This window comes from Vreelandella sp. 162(4c) (assembly GCF_058152265.1).
The window spans coordinates 3,954,953-3,970,337 of record NZ_CM176981.1; the positions used below are offsets into that span (position 1 = coordinate 3,954,953).

Consider the following 15,385-nt stretch of genomic DNA (forward strand, 5'->3'; position numbering starts at 1 on the left):
AAATAAAATACGCGATTAAGTGTCCCCCTTCAAGTTAACCTTCCTATTTGGGTTGAATTAGCGTGGAGTTATCAGCGTGCTGATGAAAGCGCAGACACAAAAACGCCCGGAAAACCGGGCGTTGGATCAAGGTTTGAGGCTTGGCCTGCGTTTATTCGCTGTCGGCGTTTTCGTCACTATTACCATCGTGATGGCCACGTTTGCCGTGCTTGCCACGATACTCTTCATGGGCTTCTTGCATGGCGTTGCGCAGTGCTTGCTGCTCTTCTTCTGTGAGAATTTCAGCTACCCGTTCGTGATGCTCTTCACGCAGTGCCTGCATGGCTTCGCGATGTTCAGCGTGTGCTTCGTTAAGCTCTGCCTGTTTCTCTGCTGAGATATCTGCACGCTCGTACACTTCCTGGCGACGCTCCTCCATGCGCTCTTCCATGCGTTCGCGATCAGGGCCTTGCCCTTCATGGTCACCGTGGCTATTTGCTTGAGCGGTAAACGCTAATGGAGCAATGGCGATAGCCAGCAGGGCGGGGGCGAACAGTTGGCGAATTGACATTTTCCTAGCACTTGAAACGTTCATAAGTACTCTCCTGATGAGTTGACGATGACAGTATCGCTAGGTGACGTGCAAACCGTTTGCAGATAGTGTGCAACAATCATGATCTTATTGGCTTGTTGCAGGTCGTAGTTGCTAGGTGAGGGGTCACCTACTTTTCAAGGAGAAGCATCATGTCGCGAACCGAGCAACTTCGCGTATGGCAGCAGCGTTGCGCGTTTACCTCTCTCCGCCGCGTGACTGGCCTGGGGGCCATTGCCTTAATGCTGAGTGCTTGTAGCGCTGCCCAACACGTTAGCCAGGGTGAGCCTGCGATTGAGAGCAATGCGCTGCGCGAACCCCAGCCTTTTACGCGCTTGTCACCTGCCACTTATACGCCTGAAGAGTGGCTCCAGGCGTTAACAGCTGATGTTTATCTACCCGACGACTCGCTCGGTGGGTTGCGACCTGCTGCCTTAGTTGTGCATGGAGGCGGCTGGCGTAATCGCACACCGGAAGATATGCAGGGCATCGCTGAGCGCTTAGCAGGGCAAGGCTATGTGGCGGTTAATATTGAGCACCGCTTTGCGCCGGAGTATCGCTTCCCCAGCCAACTGCACGACTTGCAACAGGCGATGGCCTGGATTCACGCCAATGCCGATAGGTGGCAGGTGGATACGAGCCGTATTGTCGGGGTGGGGTTTTCATCGGGGGCGCATTTAGTGAGTTTGCTGGCAGTGGCGGGAGTAGAGGGGCCGCTGGCTGAACCTTACGGCGGTGAGCAGAGCCGTTTGGCTGCAGTATTGGCAGGAGGACTACCTAGTGATTTGCTTAAGTTTGACGATGGACGCTTAGTCGTCGACTTTATCGGCGGTACCCGCGCTGAAGAAAACGAAGCGTATCGCCTAGCCTCTCCCGCACGGCAAATTACTCCGCAGACGCCGCCATTTTTTCTGTTCCACGGCAAGTGGGATCAACTGGTGCCGGTGGATCACGCCACGGACTTCTATCAAGCCCTGCAGGAAAATAACATCGAGAGCGAGCTGTATCTGCAGCGCTGGCGCGGCCACTTCGCCAGCTTTCTATTCCGTGGCGGCGCCATTGATGCAGGCATTGCGTTTCTTAATCGGCAGGTCAATCCTTAACGGTTATACGTCATCAAGACATGGCCAATGACATCATTTCGATAACAGCGCCATCATCAAGATCCATCTGAGTGACGAGTTTGCTTAGTTGGCTCATAGCCTCTTGAAGCGAATTATTGAGGCTACTGATTTCCTGTTGCAGGGCGTCGAGTTTTGCTTGGCGTTGTTCATCGTTTAGGGACTTGTCGCGCATAACATCTTCAAGTTCCTGCTGTTTCTCCTTTAACTTTTCTCTATATTCAACAATTCGCTTTAGTAGTTCTTTAATCTCCTGCGGGAGATCGCTTTCATCGATTTTGGTGTTCTTCGCTTCCTGTGTGTTACCAGCCTTTTCTGAAGCTGAGGCGATGCCTCTAGCCACGGGCGAAAGATCCAAATGAATGCTGGTGTTGGCTTCTTCCTGGGCGGCGTTAGAAGTGACCGGTGTAGTTGTTACCTTCTCGGCATTTAACGGCTCACTACGTAAAGGATGTGCGTCTAAAGAAGCACTTCCGGTAGGTAAAGAGATGGTCATGGCAATCTCTCGTTAGTGTTAAGGGCTATTTTAAGCAGGCGCGACCGCGGCTACACAGGCTTGCTTAGAGAAATAGGTTCAAAGCAGGCTAATAGTGTTATCGACAGCCCGAGACAATACTTTAGCTTACGCTAAGGAACACCCAGGTGACCTGGAAGTCAGTGCAATAGGGATAGCCATCATTGCTGCATGACCATTGATGCAGGCATCACGTTTCTTAATCGGCAGGTAGTTAGCAGGGGTTAGACTTTAGTTGCGTTCTTACTTTATGCAAGGTTGGTGACAGTTTCGTGGGGTAGCGTCTTAAGCACACAAGGTAAGATCTGTGTCGAAAACCAAACAAACCTATAAAAAGAGAGCCACGCTATGCTTAACACTTCCAGTGCTTCCTTATCGTTTAATATCAAATCGATACTGGTAGGGGCAACGGCCGCCATTGCCTCTTTATCAATGGCGCTTCCTGCTGTAGCTGACGACTTTCCCTCTCGACCGCTCAATATGGTAGTAGGTTTTGGCACCGGCGGAAGCGCGGATCGTATGACCCGCATGATGTCAGGGCCTATTTCCGAAGAGCTAGGTGTACCGGTACAAGTAACTAATCGCCCCGGTGCGGGCACTCAGGTTGCTTCTAATTACGTTCTTAACGTGCCTGATGATGGTTATACCGTCTATGCCTCGACGTTTGCTCCCTACTTAACCAACTCGATCCTTACTGGTGATGCAGAGTTTAGTGTCGACGACTTTTCTTATATCAACTTCCAGTGGTTTGATTTGGATCTAATCGCTGCAAATAAAGACAGCGGCTATGAAGACCTGCCAAGCCTGCTTGAAGCGATCCGCGAAGAAGAGGGTCAAGTACGTGGCGCGGTGGTTCAAGGTTCTGCTGGTCACTTAATGGTGCGCTTGCTACTTGATGAGGCAGGCATTCCCCAAGATAACCTCAACTTGGTGACCTATAACAGCGGCGGTGAAGCCCGTTCAGCGGTAGCGGGTGGGCAGGTGGATTTCGTCTCTATTAGTGCCCAGGGCAGTGAGGGAATCCGTGAGTTCTTAACCCCGTTGGCGATCGTAAGTGATGAGCGCATTGAACAGTGGGATGCACTCCCTATCAATGAAGCGCTGGCACCGATGAATCTTGAGGTGCCCGTTCTTCAGGGCTCAATGCGCGGCTTTGCAGTGACCAGTGAAATGGAGCGCCAGCATCCTGAGCGTTTCGAGAAGATCTCCTCGGCTATTCAAAGTGCGCTTGCCCGCAAAGATGTTCAAGAGCAGCTCGAGCGCAACGAAATGGGCGGCGTTTGGGTAGGCCCAGAGCGCTCCAACGAGCTGATGCGCGAAAACTATCAGGTGTTTGAAAAGTACGCTCACCTGCTTAACTAGTTTTCACGACCAGGTTTTTCCGAACAGCTTTTCCGAACGAATCCTTCCATGATAGCTGGCCCCTCACATTAATGAGGGGCCAGTATGGGGTTTTACCATGTCTGAATGTAAACGTGACTATGGGGACTTTATCGTTCTCATGGGTCTGGCTGGCTTTACACTATGGTATTTATTAGATGCCATTCGCGTATCCGCCACACCGCAAAACCTGCTGCTTATACTGCCACTTGCCGTTATCGTGTTAGCGATTATTGCACTCGAGTTGATCCTGCGTATTAAACACGGCTCGCTGTTTCGCTCCTCTGAAGAAGAACCGCTGCATAAAACATTACCTGTTGTGGGCCTCTTCGCCGCCTATGTAATGTCGCTTGAAGCGATAGGCTTTGATATTGCCACCGTAGCGTTTCTGGCGCTTTTCCTGATCCTTAAGGGGGAGCGCAATTGGTTGTTGGTAGGTGGCTATAGCGTCGTTTTTGGGCTGAGTGTCGCGTTCTTTTTCTCGCAGATGCTGCCGTACCCGATGACACTGCTGCTGCTTCCAAGCTGAGGAGATACCATGATTGATTTTGGCGCAGTAGGGCAGAGTTTTGATCTGCTTTTTTCTAATTTTGGCCCTTGGTTGGTGGTAGTGCCGGGTATCGTACTCGGGCTTATTTTTGGCGCAACGCCAGGCCTGCAGATATCAATGGCTATGGCCATTTTCCTGCCAATGACCATGTACATGGACTTTATTCAAGCCATGTTGTTCCTTACCGCTATTTTTACTGGCGGCTCATTTGGTGCCGGTATCCCAGCCATTCTGATGAATATTCCGGGTACCTCTTCGGCAATCGCTACCGCGTTTGATGGTTACCCCATGGCGCGGAAGGGGCAGCATAACCAGGCGTTAGGCGTCGCGTTAGCCTCCTCGGTGATTGGCGCGCTGATGGGCTACGTGGTGCTGTTCTTTATGATACAACCGCTTTCCTACATGGTGCTGAGATTGGGGCCAGCAGAGATGTTTGTAGTGATTCTCTGGGGGATGACGCTGATCGCGAGCTTAAAAGGCGAACAGGTGCTTAAAGGCTTGATTGCAGGGTTTGTTGGCCTGTTAGTCGGGACGATTGGGTTTAGCGAAATCGGCTTGGCACGCGGTACGATGGGGCAGACTTACCTGTTGGACGGCGTGCCTGTTATCCCTGCCATGATGGGTATGTTTGCGGCCTCTGAGCTATTTAAGCTGGCCAACAAGGGCTTCATCGTTGAATCCGCCGATGCCCGTAAGGTCAAGGTGAGCGAGATCTTCGAAGGTTGCAGAATGGCGATGCGCTACCCTGTTGTGATGATTCGGGGTGGTTTGATCGGGGTGTTGGTCGGGGCGGTTCCTGGTGTGGGCTCATCCGTGTCTAACCTGCTCTCTTACATAGAAACTAAGCGCCGTGACCGGGATCCCGATTCATTTGGGAAGGGCAATCCGAAAGGGGTCGTGGCATCTGAGGCGGCTAACAGCAGCTCCGAAGGGGGCTCGATGGCAACACTGCTGGCACTAGGAATTCCCGGCGGTGGCGCTACAGCAGTAATGTTAGCGGCTTTTGCTATGCATAACATCACTGGCGGCCCGCAGTTTATTCGCCAGCAAACGGATGTGGTTTACGCGATTATCTTCGCTAACTTTGCCCAGGTGTTTCTACTGGTGATCATCGGCTTACTGTTTATTCCTCTCTTGGCCAATATCGTCAAAGTGCCCATGCGCTACTTGATTCCTTCTGTGTTGGTGCTGGCGGTAATGGGATCCTTCGGGCTAACCGGCAATATGACTGGGCCCGCTACGGTGCTGGTGTTTGCGGTGATCGGTTGGATATTTCGCCACTACGGCTACTCCGTACCCGCTGCCGTGATCGGCATGCTATTAGGATCGTTGGCTGAAAAATCACTACTTCACTCCTATCAAATCAGTGGTGGCGACATTACGTACGTTTTTGAGCGCCCAGTAACGCTGGCTATTTTTGCCTTACTGCTGATCTCACTATTTAGCCAGCCTGTAATGAAGCGGCTTAAAGCGCGTCAAGAGGCTGCTCAGCTATGATTCCTGAATTCAGAATTTGAAATGTTGAAAAGAACTGTCATTACCGTTGGCTTGGGTTTTATGGGTGGCTGGTTTGCCACCCTTTTTTCATTGCCCTTGGCTTGGATGCTTGGGTCTCTGTTTATGGTGATGGGCTTATCACTGATGGGGGTGAAAACAGGTGTCGATAAGCGCGTACACCGCACCGCCATCGCACTGCTAGGGCTATTTATCGGGAGTCGAATCCAAGCAGATGAGCTCGTAGGATTGGTTTTGTGGTACCCCAGTGTGCTGGCAATGCTGGTTTATATGGGACTAATGTTGATCGGCGGGTTCTGGATTTTTAACCGAGCAAGAGTAGGGCGGATGAATGCTATTTTTTGCTCGTACCCAGGGAGTATGAATTCAGCGCTGGTGCTGGCTGAACGTGCAAATGGAGATTTACGTTGGATCGCCATCTCTCACTCACTACGCTTAGTCACCGTGGTCTCGGGTGCGGCTTTCGTGGCGAGTTTTTTTGTTGATGATGTGGCGCTTGCCAGTTCGCCATCAGCGCTAGCCTTAGTCGATATCTTGCCTCTGTTATTGGCACCACTATGTTGGTGGTTAGCGCGCTTGTTAAGAATTCCCCTGCCTGAGTTTTTAGGGCCCATGGCCGCAGGGGCCATTATTGCTAACCTTGGATTTGATTACTCCCTGCCGACTGGGGTAGTGCTTGCTGCATTTCTGGTGCTGGGGGCTTCTGTAGGCTCGCGTTTTTCAGGAACTCAGTGGTCGCAGGTAGTCAGCATGGGGCGCTATGGGATTACATTTGCCCTATTTGCGTTGGTGGTAGCGGCGCTAATGGCATGGTTGGTTTCAAGTTTTACTCAGCTAGCCTTCGTTGCCGTCCTGCTTGCGTTAATTCCTGGTGGAGTAGGAGAAATGGCGGTGATCGCCATGGTGATGGGTATCGACCCAGTCTATGTTGTTTCTCACCACATACTGCGCCTACTGCTATTGATCTTTATGACCCCGCTAATGCTGCGGATAGTCAATCAGCCGCTTAAATAGCGGGGAAAGTCACCGTGACCTCAAAGCCGCCCTGGGGCCGATTCGTTAACGCCAGTCGGGCAGAGTGCGTCGTTGCAATTTGTTCCACAATGGCCAGCCCTAATCCGCTTCCAGGCGTATGTTTGTTGTGGCGGAAAAAGCGCTCCGTCAATTTGGAAAGCTGCGCTTCCTCCACGCCGGTACCCTCATCGCTAACCGTTAACGTTACTTGGCGCGTGTCAGCCGTTAGTGCAACGGTTATAACGCCTCTATAGGCCATGCTGCCACCCGCATGCACGCTGGCATTTTCGATGAGATTGGTCACCAACCAGCGCAGCATAATGGGGTCGCCCAAAATGTTAGGTATTGCTTTATGTTGATCAAAGGCGAGTTCTTGGCTTTGTTTATAAATATTAGGGGCAGTCTGGGCACAGGCATCATGGCAAATGGCGATTAAATCGACACTTTCGAGATGAGACGTATCGACTAATTCGCTGCGTGTCTTGGCGTATTTAAGCAGTTGCTTAACGGTATGACTGGCATGTTCAGCGATGCGTTGAATCTCTCGCAGGCTAGTATGAGCGGGTGATTGCGAGGGGTCTTTAAGCGACATTTCCGTTAAAGCGCGAATCTCTGAGACCGGTGTTCTAAGCTGATGCGAGACATCAGCATTGAGCTGCTGAGTGCTTTCAATACTGCGCCGCATACGCTGCATTAAATGATTAATACTCTGGATTAGCGGCAGGATCTCTTTTGGGGCTGCATCATCCAATGCATGCAAGTCATTCGGTGAACGTTGTCGCAAGGCTTGGCTAACCGCGTTAAGAGGTGCTAACCCAAGGTGAATGGCTAAAAGTGCAATTGAAATTGCTAGTAATCCTGTAACGACCATTAATCCTGTGAGCGTTATCATGAAGTCGTTGGTAAGGGTGTGGCGGGCTTCCTTTGATTCGGCGACGACGACTTCAATGTCTACCGGTTCGCCTCCGCGCCGGAACGGAAGGGTGAGCGCAACAGCTCTTAAAGCATTGCCCGCATAATCTACATCATAAAAAATTGGCTCATGCGACGTTTGGGGTGGATCTGTCAAACCGCTAAAGCCTGCGATTATGTCTCCGTCATTTTCTTTAATGCGATAGAAAATTTTTCCTTCACCTCTGCTGCCAAGTGTACTGATGCTGAAATAGTGCATATTGATGCGTAGCTCACCATCCGCTGTGTAAATTCGACGCTCCAGTCTCTGAGCTGCATTAAGTAGCAGGTCATCAAAGGTGGCATTAATTTGGCGAGACAGCAGCAGGTGACTAGAGATCAATGCCAAGATCGCGAGGGCGGTGAAAGGCAGTCCAATCCATAAAAGCAGCCGACTGCGGATCGATTGGCGTTTATTCATAATCAGGGGCTTTCACTTCTTTAGATTCCAGGTAATAGCCCAGGCCGCGTACCGTTTTTAAGCCGAAATCGTAGCCAATTTTTTTACGAATCCGGGAGATGTAAGTTTCCACTGCGGCGTAGCTGACCGACTCATCGGAGGTAGATAGTCGGTCGATAATTTGATCCTTATTAACGAGGCGATTTTGGTTTATCAGCAGGTACTCCATGACTTCTAACTCGCGGCGATGCAACAGCAAGGGTTTGCCATCAAGCCGAAGCTCCATGGCATCGGGTAAAAACTCTAAGCGCCCACACTGCAGCGTTTCTCCGCCAAAGTGCTTGGCACGCCGCACTAACGCACGGGCACGTGCAGTAACTTCTTCCAACGAAAAAGGCTTGCATAGATAGTCGTCTGCGCCCACTTCAAGACCATGTATGCGCTGATCCAGGCTGTCGCGTGCCGAAATAATCAAGACAGGGATCGTATCCTGCTGGTGGCGTAATGTGCGTAGTAGGGAGATGCCATCCAATTCAGGCAGGCCAAGATCCAACACCAACAGGTCGTATCCGCCCTGTTCAAGCATATGGAGTGCTTTTCTGCCATCGTCGGCGACATCAATGCTAAAGGCAGCCTCGCTAAGTGTGGCTGCAATAGAGTTGGCTAAATTAACGTTGTCTTCTACTACAAGCGCCTTCATAAGCAGTCCTGTTGTTATCCCTCCGGCTGGTACTTATACCCTACGCCATAGACAGAACGGATGATCTCCAGCTCCGGAAGCGCTTCGTGGATCTTCTTGCGCAGCTTTTTGATGTGGCTGTCTACGGTGCGCTCCGAGACGATGCGGTTGTCGCGATACATGTGATCCATCAGCTGTTCGCGGCTGAAGATACGTCCTGGCGCCTGCATCATCACCCGCAGCAGTTGAAACTCCACCGCCGTTAGGCCTAAATCCTGCCCGTGGGCGAGCGCTTGCCAGCCGTCTTCGTTTAATACCACGGGGGCGTTTTGCACCTTGGTTGGGGCATCGGCGACTGCTTGGCTGCGGCGCAGCACCGCCTTCACCCGGGCGACTACTTCCCGGGGGCTGAATGGCTTGCAGATGTAGTCATCGGCACCCAGCTCTAGCCCCAGCAAGCGATCCACCTCTTCTACCTTGGCGGTGACCATAATGATCGCAATGGTCGGCCACTTTTGACGAATTTCCCGGCTTAGGGTGAGGCCATCTTTGCCTGGTAGCATGATATCGAGCAGCACCAAAGCGGGGGAGTGTTGCTCCAGCCACGGCATTACCTCATCGCCATGGCCTAAGGTCGTCACCTCAAAACCATGAGTGGTTAAGTAGTCCGTCATTAGGCGGGCAATCTTCGGTTCATCCTCAACAATCAGTAAAGAGGCAGCATCAGACATAGCGGTAGACTCGCTTAACAGTGAACGTAAAAGCAGGGCGTAACGGTTCTTGTACTATCAGTTTTGGTGACACTAATCCCGGAAATATTAATCAGCAGCCAACAGCGGAAAACGTAGCGTCCAGCGTAGCCCACCTAGCGTTGAGCTAGAGGGTGTCAGCGTTGCGCCGTGGGCATTAACCAGGGCGCTGGCAATTGAGAGTCCTAAACCGCTGCCGCCACTGGCACGGCTGCGCGAGCCTTCAACGCGATAGAGCCGCTCGGTCAAGCGGGCTAATTCACCTTCCGGCACGCCTGGCGTACTGTCTTCCCAGATGACTACGGCCATTCCCTGCTGAGCGGTAAGCGTGACGCGTAGCTCTCCCGGCGGCTGGGTATAAGCGCAGCTGTTATCCAACAGGTTGTTCCACAGCTGGCGCAGGCGTTGGGCATCGCCACGAATCATAATGCCAGGCTCGATCTGTTCGGTCAGCGTTAAACCGCTTTCGACTAACCAGCGGTCGGCGTCGGACAGGCGGCTGGCAAGGCAGTCGCTAAGATCCATCGGCGCCAGCTGAATATCCAGCGCGCCAGCATCGCTTTGCGATAGCAAGCGTAAATCCGCCACTAAACGCTCTAGCTGCCCCACTTCCTGGGCGAGGGAGCTAAGGTTCTCCTGATTCAATGGACGAATCCCATCCTGCATGGCTTCGATTTCGCCGCGCAGCACCGCCAGCGGCGTGCGCAGCTCGTGGGCGGTATCAGAAACCCAGCGGGCGCGGGCATCGCGGCTGGCCTCCAGCGTTGCCGCCAATACGTTGAAGTCGCGTGCCAGGCGCGATAGCTCATCGCGACCGCGTTCAGGCAGTCGAGTGCGATAGTCGCCCTCGGTAAGCCGCAGCGTGGCGCCCGCCAGTGCCCGAGTGCGTCGCCCCAGCCACCAGGAGAGCCCGCCTGCCAGTAGCAGTGAGGCAACGCAGAGTGATATCACGATAAGCACCAAGTTACGCTGTTGGCGCTCAAGGAAGCGGCTCTCCATACGCTCCATCATTTCTCGGGGCGGCCGAAAACCCAGCGAGCCGATATCGGTATCGCCGCTGCGAAGGGTGAGCCAATGCCAACTGCCCGAACCTTCGCGCCCGCTCCTGGGGAGCACCACAAAACGGCCATCCGCTGCGCGCAGGGTGAAGTCCCGCGCCTCACCGAGTGGCGAAGGGCGGTCACTATGCTCCTGACCCAGTTCAAAGCGGACAATATACGGCCAGCGTTCCGGTGACTGCTCCAGCCATCCCCAGCTCTGCTGGGTTTCCCAGCGAGTCACGAGGCCGTCAGCCAGCAGTGTGGCACGGCGTTCCTGGGCCTGGTTGAGGTAGTCGAGAAAGCCGCGGTCAATACTGTACGAGACAGCAAGAAACATACTCGCTGAGATCGCTACATTGACACTGAGAATAATCACGAACAGCTTGAGCCCCAGCCGAGAGGGGCGCCATTGACGTATGGCTGTGAGCAAGGCCATCAGTGGGCTCCTTCTTCTTCTTGGCTAGGGTTTTTATCTAGTGTCGGTTGGCGTGGCGCGCTGAGCCGCTCGCGAACATTCTCCATGCCTAAATAGAGGCAGGGCACCAGGATCAGCAGTATCACTGTGGCGAAAAGCATACCGAAGCCGAGCGAGATCGCCATGGGGATCATAAAGCGCGCTTGTCTGGACGTTTCCAAGATCATCGGTGCCAGACCTAGAAAGGTCGTCAGCGTGGTCATCATTATTGGGCGTAAGCGGCGGGTGGCTGCTGCCACAATGGCTTCCCGGGCGGCCATGCCCTCACGGCGTTTGCGGTTGGCGTAATCAATCAGCACCAAGGCGTCGTTAATGACCACGCCTGAGAGCGCCAGCATACCCAGCAGGCTAATGATGGATAGCCCGAAGCCCATGATCATATGTCCAGCGACGGCACCAACAATGCCAAAGGGGATCGCGGCCAGCACCAGCAGTGGTTGTAGGTAGCTTCTAAACGGGATCGCCAGCAGTGCATAGAGCGCGGCAATCATTAACCACATGGAAGTTCTTAGCGTGGCTAAATTGTCGGCGGTATCCTGCTGACGGCCCCCCATGCTGACTTCCAACCCCGGCCAGGTCGCTTCCAGACTGGGAAACTCCTCTTCCTGGAGCGTGGCGAGCACTTGATTGATGGCCACATCGCTTTCCGAGTCAGCGGTAACGGTAATAATCCGCCGCCCGTTAATGCGTTCAAGGCTGCTAGAGGCTTGGCTGATGGTAATGTCGGCCACTCGCGATAGCGGTACACTCAGCCCATCAGGTGTGCGCACCGGCATGCGGTAGAGCTCATTCAAACTGTCGCGGTTGTCGGTGGGTAAACGTACCTCAACGCTGATTTCGCTGCGCCCCACGTACTGTTCAAGCGCGGTGGCGCCCTGGAGTGGCCCGCGCAGGGCTTGGGCTAGATTATTACCCGTGAGCCCCAAGGCGCGGCCTTCGGCCGAAAGACGCATCTCTAACTGCGGTTTACCGTCACCAAGGCCGCTGTCGATATCTGTGAGGCCATAGCCGCCCAGCGTTTCCGCTAAGCGTTCGGCGGCGGCTTCCAGCACCTGAGTATCCGGGTGCGAAAGACGTAGGCTGAGTGCCGCGCCGCTACCGGGCCCGCCGACATCGGCTTCAAAACGCACCGACTGGGCGCCGAGTAAATCGCCGGTGAGATCACGCCACTCCCGGGCGATACGCGAGGGTGGCCACGCTTCCAGGCTCTCGCTGGCAATATCCAAACGCACTTCCAAACTTTCGCCATCTAAGCGGCTGCGTGAGCTGCTGAAGCTAAGTGTCTCTTCGCGCTCGCTGAGGGCATCGGCGGCGTCGAGCAACTGTTGGCTAAGCTCGCGGCTAACGTTGATATTGCTGCCAATGGGCAGGGTGACCGTGGCCTGCACCTGATCCGATTCGACCCGTGGCATCAGGGAAAAGCCCAAACGCCCACTCATCGCCCAGGAGAGCGCGATCAACAGAATCGCGATGCCCAGCGAAACACTGAGCAGGCGCTGATTGAGGGCGCGTTGCAGGAACGGTTCGAACTGGTGATAAGTAAAGTGGTGCAGGCCCCCCTGAAGGCGCTGGCGCAGTGCTTCAAGGGGACGCTGCCACGCCGGGGTTTGGCGCGGTTTGCGACTATGCGCCAGGTGAGCGGGTAGAATCACCAAGGCTTCCAGCCAGGAGATCAAGAATACCGTGACCACCACTACCGGCACGGTGGCAAAAATCAGCCCCAAAAAGCCGGGTAAAAATAGCAGCGGCAGGAAGGCGACGATATTGGACAGAATCGCGAAGGTTAGCGGGGTGGCAATTTCGCTGGCACCTTTGACCGCCGCATCGCGCAGTGAGTAACCCTCTTCCCGGTAGCTGTAGATATTCTCACCAACGATAATGGCGTCATCTACCACGATCCCCAGGGCGATAATAAAGGCGAACATCGACATCATGTTGAGCGAGACGCCGATCCAGGGCAGAAACAGCATAGCACCCAGAAACGCCGTTGGAATGCCCAGGGTGACCCAGAACGCCAACCGCGCTTCCAAAAATAGCGCCATGAGTACCAATACCAGCGCTAGCCCCATCCAGGCGTTTTTTAACAGCAGGCTAAGACGATCTTCGTAAACTTCTGAGCTGTCGCGGGAAATATCCAGGCTGACGCCTTCTGGCATACCTGCGCGTAGGCGCTCAAGCTCACCGTTGACCGCTTCCGAAATACTGGTCGGGGTTTGATCACCAATCTGGTAAACATCCACAGAGAGACCGGGCTGGCCGTTATAAAACTCCTCTCGGTCGGTTTCGGCAAAGCCATCGCTGACTCTGGCGATCTCGCCCAGGGTAATCGGCGCCCCCTGGGTGCTGGTCAGAATCGGCAGCTCGGCAAAGGCCTCGGCGCTGTTACGCCGCCCCTGATAGCGAATCAGCCACTCACCTTCTTCCGTTGTGAGCTGGCCACTAGCAAGGTCAAGGGCTTCTTCGGCAATGCGGTTGGCAAGTTCCTGGTGATCAAGGCCATAGCGCTCGATGGCCTCTTCGTCCAAGTGGACTTGAATCTCTCGCTCGCGGTTGCCGGATAGCTCCGCACGGGAGATGCCGGGAGTGGCTTGCAGTTCACCGCGCACGTCTTCGGCCGCGTTGTGCAGTGCTTCCAGACCGACTTGGCCGTAAACCTGTAGGCTCAACACGCTGCGGGAGCGCCCCGCGAGGGTAAAGCGGGGTGGATCGGCAGCGCTGGGTAGGGTTGTGATGGCGTTCACCGCCTGCTGGATATCCTGATAGGCGCGCATCACATCCACACCATCAATCAGCGTTGCGTAGACGCTGGCGCTGCCTTCACTGGCCGTCGCGGTCAGCTCGTCGATGCCCTCTACATCGGAAATCGCGGCTTCCACCGGTAGCAGCAGGCTCTGTTCCACATCCTCCGGCGTGGCGCCAGGGTAGCTGATAGTGACTTGCACGACTTCGATGTCGAATTCAGGAAACACTTCCTTTTTAATCGCTAGCGACGCCATTAGGCCGCCGACGATAAACAGCACCATCAATAAGTTGGGGGCTACCCCGTGATCTACCATCCAAGCCAATGGGCCGCGTGGTACCTTCATGATTCATCTCCCGGTCCATCTCCTGCTTGAGCCGGGGTGTCGTTGGGGTGACGAATGCGCACTAGCTGGCCTTCTCTGGGCTGGGCCAAGCCCGCGGTGACGACCTGCTGGCCGGTTTCCAAGCCGCCCCGAATCAAAGCATCATCTTCCCCGCGATAAGCCAGGGTGACCGGCGTTCGGCGTAAACGATTCTCTTCATCTACCCGCCACGCTACGTCACCCGGGCGGAGAGCCGCAGAAGGTAGTGAAATAAGCTGCTCCTGAATAGCCGGTTGAAAAGAGGCGCGCAGGACATCGCCCAGGCGCAGGGCAGGGCCGTCGGTCTCTAGGGCGAGCGGGTCGTTAACCGCAATCAACAGCTGTGCCTGCAGGCCATTCTCTTCAAGGCTGGGTAGCATTGAGACCAGGAGTCCTTCGCGTGTGGCGCCTTCGGGCCAGCCGCGGCTGGTTAACGTAACGCTGCTACCCGCTTCCAGCCACTCCGTCCACTCGCTGGGAAGCGAGGCGCGCACCCAAAACTGCTCAACGCCCACCAAGTGGACTACTTCTGTACCCTGACTGAGCAGGCTGCCGGCGCCGACCAGGCGCTCTTGCACCATGGCCCGCCAGGGAGCAGTGAGAGTGGCGCGTTCCACATTCAGAGCCGCTTGGTCGCGGGCCACTCGTGCTTGGGTGACTTGGGCCTGTGCTTGGCGCAGCTGCGGTTCGCGTAGTACCAGTGACCGCCGCTCTGCTGAGAGCTGACGACCAAAAGATTCGTACTCGCTGCGGGCGCGTTGCTGCTCCGCCTGCTCTAGCGCCAGCTGCGCTTGAGCATTGGCTAGTTGCGCCTCAGCATCTTCAAGGCTCAGTGCCAGGTCGGCTTGATCAATATAGGCCACAGGGGCTTGCTGCTCGACCACCTGACCGGGCACAACGTTATCAGCAAAACGCTCCAATTGGCCCGCTACACGGCTGGCCAGCATCGTCTCCTGCTCTGCTTCAACACGCCCAAAAGCGTACAGGTTGGGTGCCTGGGAACTGGCATTCACCGTGACGACGTCTACCACACTAGGCAGAGGCTCAGGCGGTGGGGTACGCTCTATACGCGGTGGTTGAGTAATGATCCACCAAGCAAGGGTCAATGTGGTAATAAGAATCAATAATGCGACCACAGCACCCAAACGAATGCGGCCATGTTGATTCGTAGCGTAATAGCGAGAAAGAGTCATTACCGCGCGTCATCCATTGGGAGCGAAAATTCCAGAAAAATAAGCGTATGATGCTAGGGTTTGTACGAAAAGTCGCCGAGCGAAGGCTAGATAAGGCAAAAATCAACGAAAAAAGGATCGGATTCGCGT

13 protein-coding genes are annotated in these 15,385 nt (G+C 54.5%); 5 read left to right on the top strand and 8 right to left on the bottom strand.

The genetic code is table 11. The features are described from left to right. Positions 1-151 precede the first annotated feature (151 nt). Positions 152-574: a hypothetical protein gene (locus AC4EYZ_RS18140; protein ID WP_027958072.1), complete on the bottom strand. Its 423-nt coding sequence runs from the start codon at positions 572-574 to the stop codon at positions 152-154. A gap of 149 nt (positions 575-723) precedes the next feature. On the opposite strand from AC4EYZ_RS18140, the gene AC4EYZ_RS18145 reads away from it, so the two are divergent. Next, entirely contained in the window at positions 724-1,674 is a 951-nt protein-coding gene (locus AC4EYZ_RS18145; RefSeq protein WP_342584366.1) for an alpha/beta hydrolase fold domain-containing protein, read from the top strand. Positions 1,675-1,687: 13 nt separating this feature from the next. Here the strand turns inward: AC4EYZ_RS18145 and AC4EYZ_RS18150 are convergent, their stop codons facing one another. Then, on the bottom strand, positions 1,688-2,188 hold the full coding sequence (locus AC4EYZ_RS18150) for a hypothetical protein (protein WP_342584367.1): 501 nt from the start codon (positions 2,186-2,188) through the stop codon (positions 1,688-1,690). A 366-nt stretch (positions 2,189-2,554) separates the two neighbouring features. Here AC4EYZ_RS18150 and AC4EYZ_RS18155 point away from each other — a divergent pair, with 366 nt between their 5' ends. From AC4EYZ_RS18155 to AC4EYZ_RS18170, 4 genes are all read left to right on the top strand, one after another. Continuing rightward, entirely contained in the window at positions 2,555-3,568 is a 1,014-nt protein-coding gene (locus tag AC4EYZ_RS18155) for a Bug family tripartite tricarboxylate transporter substrate binding protein (RefSeq protein ID WP_009287368.1), read from the top strand. 97 nt (positions 3,569-3,665) lie between these two features. Next, positions 3,666-4,115, top strand: a complete 450-nt coding sequence (locus tag AC4EYZ_RS18160; protein ID WP_027958069.1) for a tripartite tricarboxylate transporter TctB family protein — start codon at positions 3,666-3,668, stop codon at positions 4,113-4,115. Positions 4,116-4,124: 9 nt separating this feature from the next. Further along, positions 4,125-5,633, top strand: a complete 1,509-nt coding sequence (locus AC4EYZ_RS18165) for a tripartite tricarboxylate transporter permease (RefSeq protein ID WP_009287367.1) — start codon at positions 4,125-4,127, stop codon at positions 5,631-5,633. A 21-nt stretch (positions 5,634-5,654) separates the two neighbouring features. Beyond that, complete coding sequence (locus AC4EYZ_RS18170; RefSeq protein ID WP_039859385.1) at positions 5,655-6,665, top strand: AbrB family transcriptional regulator; 1,011 nt, start codon at positions 5,655-5,657, stop codon at positions 6,663-6,665. Here the strand turns inward: AC4EYZ_RS18170 and AC4EYZ_RS18175 are convergent. The 6 genes from AC4EYZ_RS18175 to AC4EYZ_RS18200 all read right to left on the bottom strand — a co-directional run bounded on the left by AC4EYZ_RS18175 (position 6,658) and on the right by AC4EYZ_RS18200 (position 15,256). Then, positions 6,658-8,037 carry a sensor histidine kinase gene (locus AC4EYZ_RS18175; protein ID WP_009287365.1) on the bottom strand — a complete coding sequence of 460 codons (1,380 nt, stop codon included), beginning with the start codon at positions 8,035-8,037 and terminating at the stop codon, positions 6,658-6,660. The two genes, AC4EYZ_RS18170 and AC4EYZ_RS18175, sit on opposite strands and share 8 nt — an antisense overlap. Next, positions 8,030-8,716 (bottom strand): response regulator transcription factor, encoded by a 687-nt coding sequence (locus AC4EYZ_RS18180; RefSeq protein ID WP_009287364.1) that lies wholly within the window; start codon positions 8,714-8,716, stop codon positions 8,030-8,032. Before AC4EYZ_RS18180 ends, AC4EYZ_RS18175 begins: the two co-directional genes overlap by 8 nt. A 14-nt stretch (positions 8,717-8,730) precedes the next feature. After that, the gene (locus AC4EYZ_RS18185) at positions 8,731-9,426 is read right to left on the bottom strand and encodes a response regulator (protein WP_009287363.1); all 696 of its coding nucleotides are present in this window, start codon (positions 9,424-9,426) and stop codon (positions 8,731-8,733) included. 87 nt (positions 9,427-9,513) lie between these two features. Then, positions 9,514-10,920, bottom strand: a complete 1,407-nt coding sequence (locus AC4EYZ_RS18190; RefSeq protein WP_009287362.1) for an ATP-binding protein — start codon at positions 10,918-10,920, stop codon at positions 9,514-9,516. After that, positions 10,920-14,045, bottom strand: a complete 3,126-nt coding sequence (locus tag AC4EYZ_RS18195) for an efflux RND transporter permease subunit (RefSeq protein ID WP_342584368.1) — start codon at positions 14,043-14,045, stop codon at positions 10,920-10,922. Before AC4EYZ_RS18195 ends, AC4EYZ_RS18190 begins: the two co-directional genes overlap by 1 nt. Then, positions 14,042-15,256: an efflux RND transporter periplasmic adaptor subunit gene (locus AC4EYZ_RS18200; protein WP_230803726.1), complete on the bottom strand. Its 1,215-nt coding sequence runs from the start codon at positions 15,254-15,256 to the stop codon at positions 14,042-14,044. The genes AC4EYZ_RS18195 and AC4EYZ_RS18200 overlap by 4 nt, the downstream gene beginning before the upstream one ends. Positions 15,257-15,385 lie beyond the last annotated feature (129 nt).

What these genes read in the sequence shown, in the direction of transcription:
- AC4EYZ_RS18200 (WP_230803726.1), bottom strand. Translation starts at nt 15,256, where the DNA reads ATGACTCTTTCTCGCTATTACGCTACGAATCAACATGGCCGCATTCGT.
- AC4EYZ_RS18195 (WP_342584368.1), bottom strand. Translation starts at nt 14,045, where the DNA reads ATGAAGGTACCACGCGGCCCATTGGCTTGGATGGTAGATCACGGGGTA.
- AC4EYZ_RS18150 (WP_342584367.1), bottom strand. Translation starts at nt 2,188, where the DNA reads ATGACCATCTCTTTACCTACCGGAAGTGCTTCTTTAGACGCACATCCT.
- AC4EYZ_RS18180 (WP_009287364.1), bottom strand. Translation starts at nt 8,716, where the DNA reads ATGAAGGCGCTTGTAGTAGAAGACAACGTTAATTTAGCCAACTCTATT.
- AC4EYZ_RS18190 (WP_009287362.1), bottom strand. Translation starts at nt 10,920, where the DNA reads ATGGCCTTGCTCACAGCCATACGTCAATGGCGCCCCTCTCGGCTGGGG.
- AC4EYZ_RS18185 (WP_009287363.1), bottom strand. Translation starts at nt 9,426, where the DNA reads ATGTCTGATGCTGCCTCTTTACTGATTGTTGAGGATGAACCGAAGATT.
- AC4EYZ_RS18175 (WP_009287365.1), bottom strand. Translation starts at nt 8,037, where the DNA reads ATGAATAAACGCCAATCGATCCGCAGTCGGCTGCTTTTATGGATTGGA.
- AC4EYZ_RS18155 (WP_009287368.1), top strand. Translation starts at nt 2,555, where the DNA reads ATGCTTAACACTTCCAGTGCTTCCTTATCGTTTAATATCAAATCGATA.
- AC4EYZ_RS18170 (WP_039859385.1), top strand. Translation starts at nt 5,655, where the DNA reads ATGTTGAAAAGAACTGTCATTACCGTTGGCTTGGGTTTTATGGGTGGC.
- AC4EYZ_RS18145 (WP_342584366.1), top strand. Translation starts at nt 724, where the DNA reads ATGTCGCGAACCGAGCAACTTCGCGTATGGCAGCAGCGTTGCGCGTTT.
- AC4EYZ_RS18160 (WP_027958069.1), top strand. Translation starts at nt 3,666, where the DNA reads ATGTCTGAATGTAAACGTGACTATGGGGACTTTATCGTTCTCATGGGT.
- AC4EYZ_RS18165 (WP_009287367.1), top strand. Translation starts at nt 4,125, where the DNA reads ATGATTGATTTTGGCGCAGTAGGGCAGAGTTTTGATCTGCTTTTTTCT.
- AC4EYZ_RS18140 (WP_027958072.1), bottom strand. Translation starts at nt 574, where the DNA reads ATGAACGTTTCAAGTGCTAGGAAAATGTCAATTCGCCAACTGTTCGCC.